The 17,041-nt window shown below is 40.7% G+C and carries 13 protein-coding genes; 7 read left to right on the top strand and 6 right to left on the bottom strand.

Annotated elements, in window-relative coordinates; all coding sequences use genetic code 11:
- Positions 1-116: 116 nt before the first annotated feature.
- Positions 117-1,469: an RIP metalloprotease RseP gene (gene rseP, locus ACH3Z1_RS11050; protein ID WP_490822033.1), complete on the bottom strand. Its 1,353-nt coding sequence runs from the start codon at positions 1,467-1,469 to the stop codon at positions 117-119.
- Positions 1,470-1,542: 73 nt separating this feature from the next.
- Positions 1,543-2,700 (bottom strand): 1-deoxy-D-xylulose-5-phosphate reductoisomerase, encoded by a 1,158-nt coding sequence (locus tag ACH3Z1_RS11045; RefSeq protein WP_490822032.1) that lies wholly within the window; start codon positions 2,698-2,700, stop codon positions 1,543-1,545.
- A gap of 187 nt (positions 2,701-2,887) precedes the next feature.
- Between ACH3Z1_RS11045 and ACH3Z1_RS11040 the strand changes: the two genes are divergently transcribed.
- Positions 2,888-3,634: a DUF6498-containing protein gene (locus ACH3Z1_RS11040; protein ID WP_490822031.1), complete on the top strand. Its 747-nt coding sequence runs from the start codon at positions 2,888-2,890 to the stop codon at positions 3,632-3,634.
- 34 nt (positions 3,635-3,668) lie between these two features.
- Here the strand turns inward: ACH3Z1_RS11040 and ACH3Z1_RS11035 are convergent, their stop codons facing one another.
- On the bottom strand, positions 3,669-5,165 hold the full coding sequence (locus ACH3Z1_RS11035; RefSeq protein ID WP_490822030.1) for a GH3 auxin-responsive promoter family protein: 1,497 nt from the start codon (positions 5,163-5,165) through the stop codon (positions 3,669-3,671).
- Positions 5,166-5,438: 273 nt separating this feature from the next.
- Here ACH3Z1_RS11035 and rplU point away from each other — a divergent pair, with 273 nt between their 5' ends.
- The 5 genes from rplU to ACH3Z1_RS11010 all read left to right on the top strand — a co-directional run bounded on the left by rplU (position 5,439) and on the right by ACH3Z1_RS11010 (position 10,400).
- Positions 5,439-5,744, top strand: a complete 306-nt coding sequence (gene rplU / locus ACH3Z1_RS11030) for a 50S ribosomal protein L21 (protein WP_490822029.1) — start codon at positions 5,439-5,441, stop codon at positions 5,742-5,744.
- A 53-nt stretch (positions 5,745-5,797) separates the two neighbouring features.
- Positions 5,798-6,064, top strand: a complete 267-nt coding sequence (gene rpmA, locus ACH3Z1_RS11025; RefSeq protein WP_490822028.1) for a 50S ribosomal protein L27 — start codon at positions 5,798-5,800, stop codon at positions 6,062-6,064.
- Between the two features lie 73 nt (positions 6,065-6,137).
- Positions 6,138-6,320, top strand: coding sequence for a hypothetical protein (locus ACH3Z1_RS11020; protein WP_161817819.1), 183 nt, complete (start codon positions 6,138-6,140; stop codon positions 6,318-6,320).
- 95 nt (positions 6,321-6,415) lie between these two features.
- Positions 6,416-8,089 carry a DNA polymerase/3'-5' exonuclease PolX gene (locus ACH3Z1_RS11015; RefSeq protein WP_490822026.1) on the top strand — a complete coding sequence of 558 codons (1,674 nt, stop codon included), beginning with the start codon at positions 6,416-6,418 and terminating at the stop codon, positions 8,087-8,089.
- A gap of 109 nt (positions 8,090-8,198) precedes the next feature.
- Positions 8,199-10,400, top strand: coding sequence for a TonB-dependent receptor family protein (locus tag ACH3Z1_RS11010; protein ID WP_490822025.1), 2,202 nt, complete (start codon positions 8,199-8,201; stop codon positions 10,398-10,400).
- Positions 10,401-10,445: 45 nt separating this feature from the next.
- On the opposite strand, the gene ACH3Z1_RS11005 is transcribed toward ACH3Z1_RS11010, so the two are convergent.
- Genes ACH3Z1_RS11005 through ACH3Z1_RS10995 form a run of 3 tightly spaced genes read right to left on the bottom strand, consistent with a single transcriptional unit; the run spans position 10,446 to position 16,107 of the window.
- The gene (locus tag ACH3Z1_RS11005) at positions 10,446-14,189 is read right to left on the bottom strand and encodes a sensor histidine kinase (RefSeq protein WP_490822024.1); all 3,744 of its coding nucleotides are present in this window, start codon (positions 14,187-14,189) and stop codon (positions 10,446-10,448) included.
- Between the two features lie 4 nt (positions 14,190-14,193).
- Positions 14,194-14,961, bottom strand: coding sequence for a nucleoside triphosphate pyrophosphohydrolase (gene mazG, locus ACH3Z1_RS11000; RefSeq protein ID WP_490822023.1), 768 nt, complete (start codon positions 14,959-14,961; stop codon positions 14,194-14,196).
- Between the two features lie 21 nt (positions 14,962-14,982).
- Complete coding sequence (locus ACH3Z1_RS10995) at positions 14,983-16,107, bottom strand: DUF3667 domain-containing protein (protein ID WP_490822022.1); 1,125 nt, start codon at positions 16,105-16,107, stop codon at positions 14,983-14,985.
- 100 nt (positions 16,108-16,207) lie between these two features.
- On the opposite strand from ACH3Z1_RS10995, the gene ACH3Z1_RS10990 reads away from it, so the two are divergent.
- Positions 16,208-17,041, top strand: coding sequence for a hypothetical protein (locus ACH3Z1_RS10990; protein WP_490822021.1), 834 nt, complete (start codon positions 16,208-16,210; stop codon positions 17,039-17,041).

Genomic DNA, 17,041 nt, shown 5'->3' with positions numbered 1-17,041 from the left:
CTCCTTTTCTACCGCTGAGAAAAGAGGTAACGAAGGTTTCGCAGCGTCTTTTTGTATTGTACAAAATAAAAGTGCTCAACCTGTTAGTTGAGCACTTTTTTATGCTATGTTATTTCTTACTTGAATAAACGCCAGAAATCGAGTCCGAGTGCATAGGCCATCAATCCTAATAAAAGAATCATTCCGGCCATTTGTGCATACTCCATGAATTTATCGCCGGGTTTACGTCCGGTAATCATTTCAATTAAGGTAAACAAAGCATGACCGCCATCGAGTGCAGGTATGGGCAGAATATTCATAAAGGCCAATACAATGGAGAAAATACCAGTGAGCGTCCAGAAACGCTGCCAGTCCCACTCCCCGGGGAAAGTGTTACCAATACTGATTACACTTCCTAATGAATCGTTTACATCCTGTTTGCCCGTAAACAATTGTTTGAGGCCTGTAATGTAACGATCCAGTGTTTCCCAGCAGCGCTTAAAGCCTTCAGGGATGGCCTGCATCAGTGTATATTTTTTTTCTACTGTTCCGAAGATAGCGAGGGGCGACACTGCAAAAAATCCGGCCCTACCCTTTTCATTCACCAACAGTTTTACTTTTGCGGTATCTGTTCCACGTAATACAGTAAGTGTGATAATAGAATCTGCAAAAGTTTTTACCAGTTGCTGGTATTCATGGTAATAAATAATCGGTGTTCCATTGAGTGCAATCAGTGTATCGCCTTTTTGCAATTTGCCATCGGTAAATACTGCATCTTTTGCCGACACGCTATCGACGATAGCAGGATAACGTGGTATCGCCATCCCTCCTGTTTTCCTGTTCTTTACCAGTTGCTTGGTAAATCCTTCCGGTACATTTAATGCCCTTACGGTGCCTTCACGTTCTACCAATATGGTTTGTGCATCATTCAACACCATTTCAGATTCAAGTGTGGCAAAATTTTCCAATGGTTTCCCATTGATGCCAACAATTTTATCGCCATCCTGCACACCAATCGATTTTGAGAGAGAGTCGGCATGTACACCATATTTCAGGTTTTTCACCGGAAGGTATTCATCACCCCATACCCATGTAATACCAATAAAAATTACAATGGCGAGTATTACGTTTACTACTACACCACCAATCATGATGATTAATCTCTGCCAGGCTGGTTTCGCACGAAACTCCCATGGCTGCGGAGGTAATTTCATCTGCTCCTTGTCCATGCTTTCATCAATCATGCCTGCGATCTTTACATAACCGCCAAATGGTACCCAGCCCAAACCATATTCTGTTTCACCTTTCTTTTTCTTCCACAGACTGAACCATGGATTAAAGAACAGGTAGAATTTCTCTACTCTACATTTAAACCAGCGTGCCGGTAAGAAATGTCCGAGTTCATGTAAAATGACTAAAATGGAAAAAGATAAAATGAATTGTCCGGCCTTAACTGCCACACTACCCCAGTCAATTGCTAATAATGTCATACAGGATTACTGATTGTTTAGATTAAAATACCTCATTTTTCGTGCAGTATAGAGGTGTGAAAATAGGTAAAGATTACATGTGAATCAAGGAAGCGGCGAAGTTACGGGCCTCTCCATCGCTTTCAAAGTACTCTTCAAGTGTTGGATTTTCGATAAAAGCCGTTTTTTGCATGGTTTGTTCCACCACTTCGGTCATATCCAGGAAACCGATCCGGTTGCGCAGGAAGGCGAAAACAGCTATTTCATTGGCAGCATTGAGTATACAGGGCATATTACCTCCTTTATACAGGGCTTCTGTTGCCAGTGCCAGGTTACGGAAGGTTTTGGTATCGGGTTCCTCAAATGTGAGGGTATTGGGTTTTCGGAAATCGTACCGGGGGAATGCATTGGGTATCCTTTCCGGGAAAGCCATGGCATACTGGATGGGCAGTTTCATGTCGGGCAGGCCCATTTGTGCTTTAATGCTGCCATCTTCAAACTGTACCATGCTGTGAATTATACTTTGGGCATGTACCATCACTTCTATCTGATCGGGATGAAGATTAAACAACCATTTGGCCTCAATCATTTCCAATCCCTTGTTCATGAGTGTAGCCGAATCGATGCTGATCTTGGCCCCCATGTTCCAGTTGGGATGCTGTAGTGCATGGTCTCTTTTTACATTCACCAGGAAATTGGGTTTCTTTCCCAGAAAAGGTCCGCCACTTGCGGTAAGTATAATTTTTTCAATCTTATTTCTTCCTTCTCCTACCAGGCACTGGAATATGGCTGAATGTTCGCTGTCTACTGGAATAATCGGCACTTTTTTCTCCATGGCCATACGCACCACTATATCTCCTGCTACTACCAGTGTTTCTTTATTGGCCAGCCCGATGGCTTTCCCGTTGGAGATGGCCATCAGTGTGGGTTTGAGTCCTGCATATCCTACAATGGCAGCCAGCATCATATCATAACAATCCATGGCGGCGGCTTCTATCAGGGCTTTCTCACCGGCAAATACTTTTACATCAGTACCACTGAGTGCTTCTTTTACGGTGTTGTATTTTCTTTCATCGCCAATCACCACCACATTCGGATTAAATGCCAGTGCCTGTTTGATCAACAGTTCATCATTGGTTTGAGCGGTAAGTATTTCTGCTGTAAACAGGTCGGGATTGGCTGCAATTACATCCAGTGCCTGTGTTCCGATTGATCCTGTTGAGCCAAATATGGCGATCCTTTTCTGATTCATAGTATCATTCCCGTAGATGCGGGCATAGTTACACAATTTATGCCAAAAAAAGGAGTATCAGCAATACCCGATTGGTCTTTTAACGGTTTTCTTGAACCATAAAGAATTTTCAATTGTATAGATGCATATTTACAGTTTAGCCACAATCATAAAACAGTTAACTTCCATTTACATTTTATAACCCTGCATGTACACAATTTATTTACCCTCTTCCCGCAATCTCTTTATCTGGCTAAACATGCTCATGATGTTGGTGGGTTTGTTTTTTTTAGGGTGGCGCCCAGTGATTATTGTTTTTGCCTACGTGTTTGAAACCATCATTATTGGTATTATTCATCTCTTTAAATTATGGATGGTATACCGGTATGGACAGACCCAACAGCATACTCCTGTGTCGAAAGACCCGAAGCAAGTGAACGGATGGGGTATTATACCCTTTTTTCTTGCCCACTATTTCTTTTTCATTTTTGTACAGTCAATATTTATTTTTTCTACTGTTGGTAAGAGTTTGCCGGGCTTACAGCCTGACGGATTTAATGTGCTGGCGAATTATCGTTTTTTACTGTCACAGACCGATATGCAACTGGCTTTTGCCTCCATTGCAATTGCCAACCTAGCATATAGTATCCGTAATTTTTTTATTCCGAAACGCTACCATGAATTTACTTTAACAGGTTTATTCCTGCAGCCCTATATCAGGATAGTCGTACAACAAATTGTGGCCATCATGGCCGGATTCTTTTTCTTTTTTGCAGATCAGGCCATCGTAGCGGCTGTGTTATTGATTTTCACCCGCTTTGCATTAGATATGTATCTTTTTGCGGTAAAGTACCATCCGCCTGTTCAACAAAAATTGATCAACTATATTACACAGGACGGCAAATTGAAAAACATCCATATCACTCCAGAAAAAATTGATCTGTTCCTGGAATAATTCAACCGTATCAATCTAAAAAAATGAAGTTGTATCAATGATCAACAAAAGCTGTCAGCGCATCTGCCAGTTTTCTGTCGTTGCTTAAACGAGGAACTTTATTCTGTCCGCCCAGCTTGCCGATGGAACGCATATAATCAATAAACCCATTTTTGCGCACTTTGCGGACTTTTAATGTTTGAAGGATATTCCCCCTGATCAGGTCATCGTAATACACATTTTTCAGGCGCAGGTTTTCTTCTGTCTTCTGTATAAAAAGCTGGAAGTTTTCCGGTTCTTTTTCAAATTCAACAAACCATTCATGGTAACTTTTTCCTTCTCCTTGTTCAATCATGGGAGCTACGGTAAACTCTGTAATATGCGCTCCTGTTTCTGTTGCAGCTTTAAGTAATGAATATTCCACTTCCTCTCCTATCACATGTTCACCGAATGCAGAGATAAAATGTTTGGTTCGGCCACTTACCACAAGTCTGTATGGATCTGTGCTTACAAATTTTACTGTATCACCAATATTATACCCCCATAGTCCTGCATTGTTATTGATAACAAGTGCATAGTTCTCTCCTGTTTTCACTTCTTTCAGACTGAGCCTTGTGGGGTTTTCATTGAATATTTCTGCGGCGGGAATGAATTCATAAAAAATGCCACTATTGGTATTGAGCAATAATCCTTCCCCATCCTGCTGATCCTGGAAGGCAAAAAAACCTTCACTCGCCGGAAACAATTCTATACTGTCTACTTTCCTGCCAATGCTTTCAAATAATTTGGCCCTGTATGGTTCAAAATTCACACCACCCTGTACCATTACGCTGAAATTGGGGAAGAGTTCGCCCACTTTTTTGCCACTCTTCTCTATCAACCTGTCAAAATACATCTGCATCCACGGTGGAATACCGCTGATGAGGGTCATGTCTTTATTGATGGTTTCTGCTACTATTTTATCCAGCTTTGTTTCCCAGTCTTCAATACAATTGGTTTCATACCCGGGCAATTGGTTGGCCCTGAGATAACTGGGTACATGGTGATTGACGATACCACTTAAACGTCCGGTGGGTATGCCGCCCACCCTTTCCAATATGGGTGAGCCGCTTAAAAAAATCATTTTTCCGCCAGCGAATGCGGTGTTACCAGTTTCTGCCATATAACAGAGTAAGGCGTTACGTGCGGTATTGATATGGTTTGGAATGGAATCTTTGGTAATAGGAATATATTTCACCCCACTGGTGGTGCCGCTTGTTTTAGCAAAATAGATAGGCTTTCCCTTCCAGAGTACATTTTCCCGGCCTTCTTTGATTCTTTCAATAAAGGGTTTAAACGCTTCATAGTCGCGTAAGGGTATGGCTTGTTGAAAAGACTGGTAATCAGTGATCTCATTGAATTTGTGCTCTTTGCCGAATTCAGTACCCTTACCAACCTTTAATAGCTGTTTCAGGATTGTATCCTGATCGGCCAGGGCGTGAGAACTGTTTCTTTTGATCTGTTTATGGATATATTGGGCAAATGGTTTTGCCAGCAAGGATTTCAGGTTCATAGCAATATGCGGTCTTTAAGACCCATCGGGCAAAAATAGACAGAAGTTCGGGTTAATTGGGCCTGAAAGGGATATTATTACATAACTATGATTATCAATGACATACGAAAAAACAGGTCGGAGATTGGTGGATCATTCCGTCAAAAATGGCTAAAAATGATCGAATCAAGGCATAATTTTGCTTTTCCGCACTTGTGAATAAGATTTATTTCAAAAATCTTTGCAAAATTAACGCCCAAATCCCTACCTTTGCCGTCCTAATTTTGGATAGCTATGTTAGCAGTTGTAAAAATCGCAGGTCAACAATTTAAGGTACAGGAAGGTCAAAGCCTGTACGTTCCTCACCTGCAGGGCAAAACCGGAGACAAAGTTGAATTTACCGATGTATTGTTTACAGACAATGCCGGTACTGTTGCTTCAGGCAGTAATGTAAAAGCTACTGTAAAAGCTGAAATCATCAGCGACTTAGTTCAGGGAGACAAAGTGATCGCCTTTAAAATGAAAAGAAGAAAGGGCTTCCGTAAGAAGCATGGTCACAGAACGCATTATACGCGTATCAAAATCGAAAGCATCGCTTAGTAAAAAACATAACCCGGTATCAATTGAGTGATCCGGATTAAAAACAAATAACCATGGCACACAAAAAAGGTGAAGGTAGCGTAAAGAACGGCCGCGACTCTCAGAGCAAACGTCTCGGTGTTAAGATATATGGTGGTCAACCTGCAATTGCTGGTAATATCATCGTTCGTCAGAGAGGAACAGTTTACCATCCAGGTAAGAATGTAGGTGTTGGTTCTGACTTTACTTTGTTCGCATTATCTGACGGTATCGTTGAATTTAAGAAAGGAAGAAACGATAAAACAACCGTATCGGTTTCTCCCGTTGAAGTGACCGCATAAAAAATTTTTTTTGTAGTTACAAATAAGTTTTTATTTTTAATGTATTATTTACTAACCATTAAATCTAAAAAACATGGCAACTGCAAAAAAAGCTGCTAAGAAAGCTGCACCAAAGAAAGCTGCTAAAAAAGCTGCTCCTAAAAAAGCCGCTAAAAAAGCTGCTCCTAAAAAAGCCGCTAAAAAAGCTGCTCCTAAAAAAGCTGCTAAAAAAGCTGCTCCTAAAAAAGCTGCTAAAAAAGCCGCTAAAAAGAAGTAATCTTAGTTTAGCTTTAGCTAAAATAGATTTAAGAGTCCCGCCTCAAGCGGGACTTTTTTTATGCTAACTTCACTCCCATTTCTTATTTTTTCAGTATGACCAACGAAGCAATTGCCGCCAATTTTTCTCTTCTTTCCAAGCTCATGGACATCCATGGAGACAATTCATTTAAGGCCAAATCCTACGCCAGCGCAGCTTTCAGCATTGACAAGCTGCCGATGGAACTCTCTACGCTGAGCCCGGATAAAATATTCGCACAAAAAGGAATTGGTGAAAGTACCGGCAAGCGTATTCTGGAACAACTGGAAACAGGAAACCTCTCTGTGCTGGATGAGTACATCGCCAAAACTCCGGAAGGCATTATTGAAATGTTGCAGATCAAAGGACTCGGTCCAAAGAAAATTGCAACGATCTGGAAAGAACTCGAAATAGAAACACTGGGTGAATTGTTGTATGCCTGTAATGAAAATCGTCTGACACTTTATAAAGGTTTTGGTGAAAAAACACAGAACAATATCAGGGAGTCTATCGAATTTTATTTTGGATCACTCGGCAGTTACCTCTACCAGCAAATGGAAGGTTTTGCCGGAAAAGCCACCGAAAAGCTCCAGGCAAGCTTCCCTAAGGCAATTTTTTTATCCACAGGATCGTACCGAAAACAGGACGAAATTGTGCATATACTCGAATGGGTAACTACCTGTTCTTCTGATGAACTGCATGCTTTTTTTTCGGCACAACAGTTCGAAATCATCTCATCGGGCGACGAGCATATCTCTGTTAAATCAACCGACAATGTGAGTCTTGGATTTCATTGTTGCAATGAACAGCAACGCTTCAGCAAACTTTTTGAAACCAGTTGCAGTGAAGAATTTTTTACCGCCTGGAAAAACAATTTCGGGTGGAATCCGGAACATTCATATGTAAGCGAAGAAGCGATTTTTGAAGCAGCAGGAATGGCTTTCATCCCCCCTTTCTTACGCGAAAAAGAAAACATCATTGATCAGGCACGCCATAACAAGTTACCTGTTGTTATTCAGCCCGATGATATCAAAGGCATCATTCACAGTCATAGTAAATGGAGTGATGGCAGTAATACACTGGAAGAAATGGCCATCGCCGCTATTGAACGGGGTTTTGAATACCTGGTCATCAGCGACCACTCCCGTTCAGCTTTTTATGCCAGCGGGCTTGATATTGACCGTGTATATGCACAGCACCAGCAGGTAGAGGAACTGAACCAGCGATTCGCCCCCTTCCGAATTTACAAAAGCATTGAGAGCGATATCCTGAACGATGGCAGCCTTGACTATCCCGATGAAGTTCTGGCTGATTTTGACCTCGTCATCGCATCCATTCACTCTAACCTGAAAATGCCCGAAGAGAAAGCCATGATGCGGTTAATAAACGCCATTGAGAACCCCTATACCAGCATACTGGGTCATATGACGGGGCGTTTACTCCTCAGCCGTAATGGATACCCGGTGGACCATGCCAAAATAATTGATGCCTGCGCCGCAAATGATGTGGTGATTGAATTAAATGCACACCCCCGCAGACTTGATATTGACTGGCGCTGGATTGACCTGGCTCTGGAGAAGGGCGTACTGATTTCAATTGACCCCGATGCACACTATATAGAAGGCTTTGATGATTGCAGATACGGGGTACTCACAGCACAAAAAGCCGGGCTGACCAAAGAAAACAACCTGAGCAGTTTTTCTAGAGAAGATTTTGAAGCCTTTCTGGTACAGCAACATGCCAAAAGATAGACTGTTTGTTGGTTGTAGCTTGATTTTACGGATTCCGTAAATCGATTTCCCGATCCTGTCAATCCAGGGGCTGCTGATTTCCGAATATTGCACATCTAAAACAGAATGCATGAAAATCGGAAAGATGATCGCCTTTATCATCATGGCAAATTGTGCCTATGCCCAAGGTCCAGTATCCTCTACAGGCAAAGAAGATAGCAGTAAAATTGTTGAAATGCCGCAGATACAGGTGGTCTCTTATACAGACAGGTTATTGTCGCGTATACCGGGGTCTGTATATGTGATGAAACAAAGACAAATCAGGCAGATTGCTCCTGTAAGTGGTAATGATGTATTGAGAAAAATACCAGGTTTGAATGTGGTGGATGAAGAAGGTGCCGGATTGAGAATTAACATAGGCGTTCGCGGATTGGATCCCGACAGAAGCCGTAATATACTGGTACTCGAAGATGGTATACCTGTTGCGCTAAACCCCTATGGTGAACCTGAGATGTACTTCACCCCAGTTATCGATAAAATGAAGACAGTAGAAGTATTGAAAGGAAGCGGACAGATACTTTTTGGCCCGCAAACAATTGGCGGTGTGGTAAATTATATTACGCAGGATCCTCCAGCTAAAGAATCAGCAAAATTAAAATTACAGGGCGGGCAAAAAGGTTTTTTCAGCAGTTATATGAGTTATGGAAAAACGGTGAATAATACCGGTTTCATTGTAAACTACCTGCATAAAAGAGCCGATCATTTAGGTTATACCAAATTCAGGATCAATGACCTGAATGTCAAATTCAAGTTACGGTTGAGTGATCAATCATCTCTGGGGTTAAAAATGGGTGTTTACGATGAAATCAGCAACAGTACCTATATCGGTTTAACACAAACCATGTACGATAAGGGCGATCAGGATTTTGTACTGATGGCACCCAACGACCGCTTACCAGTTCGCCGTTATTCTGTAAGTGCCACACATCAATATAAAATCAGCAACGCTGTGTCGTTACAAACAACGGGGTTTGCTTATACTACTACCCGTAACTGGCAGAGACAGGAATTTACCTCCAATGCCAGTACACCTAATCAGACAGGGGTTGTTTGGGGTAATCCATCTATTTCAGGTGGTGCTATTTATATGTTGAATGCAAATGGTCATAGAAACAGGCAGTTCCAGGTAATGGGCATTGAACCACAATTAAAAGTGAACCATCATTTTCTGAATGGCAATAATGCACTGGTTGTTGGGACAAGATTTTTATATGAAAAAGCGGATGAACAATTTTTGATTGGCCGTAAAGCAGATGCAAGAGGTGGTGATCTGAGAGATGTGGAAGAAAGAGCAGGAAACGCTTTCAGTGCTTATATCCAAAACACTCTTGCGCTGGATAATCGCTGGAGTTTTAATGCCGGCATTCGTCTGGAGAACTTTGACTATTCGAGAAGAATTTTAAGAGGCCGTTTCAGGATCAATGGTGTCAATAATGTGGTGGCAGATACCAACCTGCTTACGCGTAGTAATACTTTCAGCCTTATTCCGGGTGCAGGTATCAGCTATAAAGCGGATGAACTGTTCACTTTATTTGCAGGTGTTCATAAAGGTTTTGCACCACCACGTACAAAAGATGCCATTACTGCTGAAGGAATAGCGCTCGATCTGAATGCAGAAAAAAGTATCAATTATGAAATCGGTGCACGTATTGCGAAGGGTGATTTTTTAACGGCCGAGATCACTGGTTTTATGATGAACTTTGATAACCAGATCATACCGGTATCGCAATCCAGCGGCAATTCCAATGCTACCGGATTGGCCAATGGCGGAAGAACCAAACACCAGGGAATTGAAGCAGCTTTGCAACTGGAGATGGGTAAAATATTAAAGAGCATGCATCAATATTCTATCGGCATAAATGCTACTTATGTTGAATCCAGGTATGTTGCTGACAGGTTTATCGGCGCAGGCGCGAGCGCCAAAAACGTACGGAACAACAAATTACCCTATGCTCCTTCCTGGATCATTAATATGAATGCAGGTGCAGAATTTAAAAAAGGGTTTGGGTTTCGATTCTATGGCACTTATACGGGAGAACAATTTACCGACGAGTTAAACACCTTAACTGCATCTGCCAATGGCTTAACAGGGCTAATCAACAATCGTTGGGTCTTGGATGCTTCATTATTCTGGAATATTACACCCACTGTTCATTTCAGTCTGTCTGGTAAGAATATATTGAATGAAAGGTATATCGCAAGCAGAAGACCAACAGGCATCAGGGTTGGATTAGACAGGTTTATTTCAGCCGGGCTTGAAATACAATTATAGCCACTTCATATTTCATAAAAAGAGCCGACCAGTGGTCGGCTCTTTTTATGATGCTACCGGAAACTCAACAAAGAAACTAGTTCCACTACCTTCTGCTGTTTCAAACCAGATACTGCCATTCGCTTTCTCTACAATACCCTTGCAAATAGCTAGGCCGAGACCCGTTCCGGATGATTTGGTTGTAAAATTGGGTGTAAAAATATTCACCTGCATCGATTCTGGAATACCGCCCGCATTATCCCGAACAGAAAGCAACAGCTTGTTTTCTCTTTGTTCAATATCAATGGTCACCTGTACTTTTTTATCGTTCTCATTCCCGGCTTCTACTGCATTCTGTAGGAGGTTAGTGAGTAGCCGGTTCATCTGAACACGATCCGCCATAACGGGGGCAGTGCTCAGTGATTGTGCAAAGTGAATGTCCAGTTCAGGATGGGTTGCATATAAACGTGTTACGGATTCTACCACTTCACGCAGATCAATCTTTTCCATTTTTGCATTCCCAATATTGGCAAATTGCGAAAAATCGCTGGCTATTTTCGATAACTGATCAATCTGTTCTATTAATGTAAGCGCCATATTCGATGTGAGTTCTTTCACATCCGGCGATCCATTCAATATCGCTTTCTGCAGGTATTGAATACTCAACTTCATTGGTGTAAGTGGGTTCTTAATTTCATGTGCCACCTGTCTGGCCATTTCACGCCACGCCCCCTCTCTTTCACTTCTGGCCAATGCAAGGGCACTCTGTTCCAACTTACGTACCATTTTATTGTATTCCCCCACCAGCATGCCGATTTCATCGTTTCTTGTCCATACAATCTCCTGGTTACTTATCCCAATATTCATCTGTCGCATTTTATCACCAATCAAACTAAACGATGCAGTGATTCTACTGGTGAGGAAAAAGGCAATGGCACCTGCTACCAGGAAGATAAAGGCGTTGAGGTTGATTAATGTGGCCAGAAAACCCGATATCTCCTGGTTCAGTTCATTTTGCGAATTGAGGTAAGGAATATTAAGATAAGCGTAATTCTCCCCTGCATCATCTGAGAGGGGTACATAAATACTCAGGTACTCAAAATCGCCCACTTTTTCAGATTGTATATAACGTATACTATTATCATAGCTCAACTGCTGAAAGGCTTTGGGTTCCATTTGCGTACTCAGCAGGTGTTTGTTGTATATATATGGTTGCGTGGAAGTGAGCAGGTTACCATTGATGTCGTAAAAGTTCACATCAACATTATGCAGGTCAGATACTTCTGCAATATCCTGTTCCAGTTCTCTCGACAAGCCTACGTTTTTGAAGGTCAATACATCATCAAAACTAAACTGTGCATTCAGTTTACTATTGATTTCATTCGACATCACCTGGATCGATTTTGACAACCGCTCTTCATTACCCCTGTTAAATCGAATAATGAAAAATGAAATCGTGGCTATACCAATGACAAGAAAAGAGAATACACTCAGGAAAATAATCGTAGCCTGTATTTGTGTGCGGATATTAAATCTGAACAGTTTTTTAATCTCACGCCATTTAAATCTTGCGATCAACAGCTGGCTGCCAATATGAAAAACAAAGATGATGAGCAGAAAAGAACAAAACAGGTATGCAAATAAGGTAAGAAACTCCACAACCCATGTATTTCTTTTCACTACTACAACCTGCTTATCATCTCCGCTATTAAACCATAGTTCACTGTATTCGCCGGAAACCTTATACGTAAATTCAAAATCGTTGATCTGATTCTTTTTCAGTCTTGAAGGGAAATGGTAAGTATTAAAGTGGTTGATCAATTTCCCCTTGTTATAAATACCATACGCATAATTGGTATTCAGATCAGAGGAAAGATTTTGCACTTGATTAAACAATTCAGGATACAATGCTTCACTTTTATATCGTTTCGATTTGGCGATCACAAACAAATACCCAAGCGTTCTTTCCTTTTCTTTTACCTCTTTCTGATAGAGATAACTAAATCCTTCTGACGTATTATCATAGCTATACAAACCCGGTATTACCGTAGGCCTTGCCTGATTGAGGATAATGGTTTTAATAGCTGCAAAATCGGTGGAATCTTCATTGTAAAGCGGATGATACAAACTGTCGAAAGTATAAATACGTGTATCGTATTTGTTGAGATAGCCCGAGAAGTTCTGGTTAATGAGGCTGTCTTTGATATACTTGTTCTCCAGTTCACTTTGAAATCGGCTAAAATTTTTCAGTAAGAACTGATCATCGAAATTGGTGGCCGCAATATTCAAGAGATTCTCACCTGAAGGATCTATCTGCAGTGCCAGCTTTTCGGCAATGCGTTTTCGCTGCTCAAATTCTGTAATCCTGTTCTCATATAAGACCATCCCAGCAATGGAAAAAGTAAAGAACATAACCCAGAATATAAAAAAGGTAGACCTGAGTAATGGTAAATTGAGGTCTTTTTCCCTGAAATGGATGATGAGTAAATACAACAATAACCAAAGTAAAATTACCAGGCCTGTTGGTATTTGTTTATTGGGAAAAAACAATAACAGGCAAATAAATCCGCTTATAATTACTGTAATAGATTGTTCCAGTAGGGGAAATTTTCGTTCCACCAACGGCCTTATCAATATCTGGGAAAGACCAAAAAAACTGAGCACCAGAAAACAGAGAATCACAAAACTTACTACACTGTAAATATCCAGACTGAAAAAATTGGTTACATCTGTAGATATTTTGGAGTCCTGTACCAGGCTTTGTACAATGCCGGCGATTCCATATCCTATCAGGGTTAATAGAAAGATACTGCCATAGTTCCTGACCTTTAATGGCAAGGGTTTCCTGAGCCATGTTTTATCATCGGTATAGTTTTTATATACGCCAATCAACCAGAATAATAAGATGGCATTCACCAATAAATCACCCAGTGATGGATGAATAATATTGGAAGCATAAATAGAGGGATCATACAACGGCAGCTTACTGTAATCAAAAGGGAAATTAAACTGGTAGGCTATAAAACGTAATAATAATACGATGGCTGCCAATAAACTAAACCCGGTTTTGAATCCATGTACCAAAATCAATTCAGCAGTTACTGAATGGAGGAAAATCAGTAAAAAGACGACTGACAGTATTCTTAACAGGATCGTAAACCCATCATAAGCTATAAAAGATTTACCCTGCCTGAGTTTAATCCCAAACAATTCTTTGCCTGTACTACTCAAAATCGGCAACACATCAGATCCGGGAAGAGTTGTCAGCTCATACTGTTCATCTAATCCTTTGAAGCCGGCAAAATCGCTATGCAGGTATTTATTCTCAATAAAATAAGACCAGTGAATGGGTATCATTCCAACGATCAGCAATCCCCCGTCTTTAACAGGAACTGTTGATTTCAATATCTCAAATTCTCCATTTCGCTTTACGGAAAACCAGGCACTATCCTGTCTGTAGAGATCGTCCTGTACGGTATAGTAGCTATTCGTATTCCAATACAAGAGCGTTGGACTTGTTTTTCCAGCCAGTGCATATACAAACAAGCCAAAAGGTTCTTTGGTGATCTTCTCTTTGGCCTCATTATTCGCAGGTTCTATCAGTGCATGTAATCTTGCTGTATCATCGAGCAGATCATAATACTTTTTTTCAAGTTTATTGATTTGCTGTTCCAGTTTTGATTTTACTTTCTGGGGCGAAGAATTATAGCTCCAGTAGTTGATGAAAATAAATGAAAAGGTATAGAGCCAGGCAGCAGTAATGGCCAGGTATCCGTGTTTATAAGCAGCTTTTCTGAGTGTTTTGATCAACAGTTTATTGTTTTCTTTTGATCTCGTTCCAAAGCGCATCCATTTCGGTCAGGGTCATATCTACAAGATTTAATCCCTTTTCTGATGCCATTGATTCCATCGCCTGAAAACGATACATGAATTTTTTATTGGTCTGCTCCAGTGCAGCTTCTGCATCTACCTGCAAAAACCGTGCATAATTAATCAGACTAAAGAGTAAATCGCCAAATTCTTCTTTAATCTCTTCCTCTTTACCTGCCTGGATGGCTTCTTTCAGTTCACCCATCTCCTCTTCCACTTTTTTCCATACATCTTCCCTGTTGTCCCATTCAAAGCCTACCTGTTTTGCTTTTTCCTGTATTCTGGTGGCTTTTACAACAGCAGGCAATGATTTCGGCACACCACCGAGCACCGATTTTTTGCCCTCTTTCATTTTAATCTGTTCCCAGTTTCGTTTCACATCTTCTGCATTGTCGACTTTAACATCTCCATAAATATGCGGATGGCGTGTTATGAGTTTCTGTGCTATTCCGTCTATTACTTCCTGTAGTACAAACTGTTGCTGCTCTGTTCCTATTTTGGTGTAAAAAAGTATATGCAACAGCATATCTCCCAGTTCTTCCTTTATACCTTGCCAGTCATTGGCATCTATTGCATCAGCCAGCTCATATGTTTCCTCAAGGGTCATGGAACGGAGTGTATGAATGGTCTGTTTTCTATCCCACGGACATTGCTCCCTGAGTTCGTCCATAATGGTTACCAATGCCAGAAAACTATCAGCGGTTGATTTCATGTTTTAATTTTCTTGTTCCGTTTATACTGTAAATGCTGAAAAAAGGAAAAACACGCTAAACAATAAGACCATTATCAATAAAGCTGCAAACAATAACAAAATATATTTCAGGATTGTTTTTGCTCTACGCTGTCCGTAGAAATTACGCATCGATTTATACAGGTAGAAGAAGCCGGCCAGCGTAAATACAGTGCCAACCCAGTCATGTACTTCATGTGTAATTCCTTTTATAATACTGTGTAACCATAAGCCAGACAGGATGATAATAAAAATGGCGCAATATAGATGTATGGAATAAATGATGTGGTTTACATAATAAAACTGCTTTCTTCTTGCATACATGGCCTGCAACAAGAGTGCAAATAACGGTAAGGATACGAATAGCATCTGAGGAAAGAAGTGAATAAACTTATTCGTGATGGCTTTCATACTTGCCTTTGAATCGCCTTTATATTTTTCACGCAGATGTATATTCTGCCTTTCAAATGCCCTTACAATAAAACCATCGCGTTCATTCTCCGGTAATGCAGCCTGTAATGAGTCATATTCCTTTACAGAGCCCAATGTGGCGTTAATTTTTCTGTCATCGAATGACATGATTGTAAATCCACCCTGTGGCAAACTTCGAACACTGTCCACAAGGGTACTGTCGCGTTTCAACATCGCAATATCAACTTCTGTCTGTTTTATCTTATCCTTGATCTGTCCGGTAGCTACAACTGCGTCAGAAGTTTTCAATGCCGCTTCCAGCCTTGTTTTCTGTTTTTCCAGTTTGGACATTACTTTCTCAGCCGTGTCCTTTTTTTCTTTGATCTCAATGTCTTGTTCTTTCTGGTAAAAACTAAAAAAAATCAGAAAGAAAAAAGCAGAGGTAAATACATACATCCTGATTGGGTGGAGATAATCGACCCTTCGCCCTCTTAAATACTCATAGGAAAGAAACCCGGGTCTGAATAACAGGTATTTGAGGGTACTGAAAAACTTACCATCAAAATGTATGATATCATACACAAAATGTGTTACCAGGTGCCAGAAGCTGTCTTTTGGCTCAATGTTTTCCTGTCCACAATAATGACAAAACCGTCCATGCAGGGCGGCTCCACAATTCAGGCATATTTTTTCCTTTCTTTCCGGTAAATGCGACACTTGTTAACGTTTGATTAAAAATACATAACTAATCCATAGCCGCAACGGCCTTTGACTGAATGTTGAAAAATGAACAGCCAGATTTGAGTAATTTTGCTCCATGATGAAAACCCTCAGTGTAGTTTCGTTCTTATTAATAACTGTTTGTTGTCAGGCGCAATATTATTTCAATGATCTTATTTCCATTCGCCAGGGAAATGATCAGTACAAAATATGGCGGGCACAAAAGATTGCTACCATTAAAACCATCTCTTATGAACCCGATAATTCCATCACAGAAGGGTTTTCGGTTACACAGGAGATCAGCAGAGATGGAAAAAAAGTAACCATCACAACACAAACCAATAACCAGACCAGTGTTACCACCAACACTTACGATCTCGGCGTTTTAAAGCGCACCCAGACCAATAATAAAAACATCAGCAACAAAACCGATTATAGCTACGATGCCCAGGGTCGCATCAGTGTGGTTACCCTGTCTACCATTGATACTTTCATGAACAGCACCCTTTCAGAAGTACACCAATGGTTCTATGATGAATATGGCGCCCCTCTTTCTATGCTCAAAATCAAGAACCTGACCGATACCGTTACTGTTCAGTTTATAAAAGATGAGCAGGGTAATATTGGAGAAGAAAAATGGAAGAAGAACGGACGTACCATCGAAAGCTATTACTATTATTATAATGCCAACAGGCAGCTTACCGATATTGTCCGATACAATAGCAAACTCAAAAAGCTACTACCCGATTTTGTGTATGAGTATAATGCCGCTAATCAACCCACTCAAATGACCCAGTTTTCACTGGGTAGTAATAATTATTTCGTCTGGAAATACAAATACAACGAGAAGGGGCTTAAGACAGAAGAAATCTGTAGTGATAAAAGCAAATTACAGGTAGGAAAAATCGAATACCAGTATACAGTACAATAA

Source organism: Sediminibacterium sp. FW305-C-49 (genome assembly GCF_058231085.1).
Note: the sequence above shows the minus strand (reverse complement) of the source record. Positions and strands in the feature narration are given on the sequence as shown.

Bases quoted from the DNA above. Each gene is read 5' to 3' on its own strand.
- ACH3Z1_RS10990 (WP_490822021.1), top strand. From the start codon at position 16,208: ATGATGAAAACCCTCAGTGTAGTTTCGTTCTTATTAATAACTGTTTGT.
- ACH3Z1_RS11010 (WP_490822025.1), top strand. From the start codon at position 8,199: ATGAAAATCGGAAAGATGATCGCCTTTATCATCATGGCAAATTGTGCC.
- mazG (WP_490822023.1), bottom strand. From the start codon at position 14,961: ATGAAATCAACCGCTGATAGTTTTCTGGCATTGGTAACCATTATGGAC.
- rpmA (WP_490822028.1), top strand. From the start codon at position 5,798: ATGGCACACAAAAAAGGTGAAGGTAGCGTAAAGAACGGCCGCGACTCT.
- ACH3Z1_RS11040 (WP_490822031.1), top strand. From the start codon at position 2,888: ATGTACACAATTTATTTACCCTCTTCCCGCAATCTCTTTATCTGGCTA.
- ACH3Z1_RS11045 (WP_490822032.1), bottom strand. From the start codon at position 2,700: ATGAATCAGAAAAGGATCGCCATATTTGGCTCAACAGGATCAATCGGA.
- ACH3Z1_RS11020 (WP_161817819.1), top strand. From the start codon at position 6,138: ATGGCAACTGCAAAAAAAGCTGCTAAGAAAGCTGCACCAAAGAAAGCT.
- ACH3Z1_RS11015 (WP_490822026.1), top strand. From the start codon at position 6,416: ATGACCAACGAAGCAATTGCCGCCAATTTTTCTCTTCTTTCCAAGCTC.
- rplU (WP_490822029.1), top strand. From the start codon at position 5,439: ATGTTAGCAGTTGTAAAAATCGCAGGTCAACAATTTAAGGTACAGGAA.
- ACH3Z1_RS11035 (WP_490822030.1), bottom strand. From the start codon at position 5,165: ATGAACCTGAAATCCTTGCTGGCAAAACCATTTGCCCAATATATCCAT.
- rseP (WP_490822033.1), bottom strand. From the start codon at position 1,469: ATGACATTATTAGCAATTGACTGGGGTAGTGTGGCAGTTAAGGCCGGA.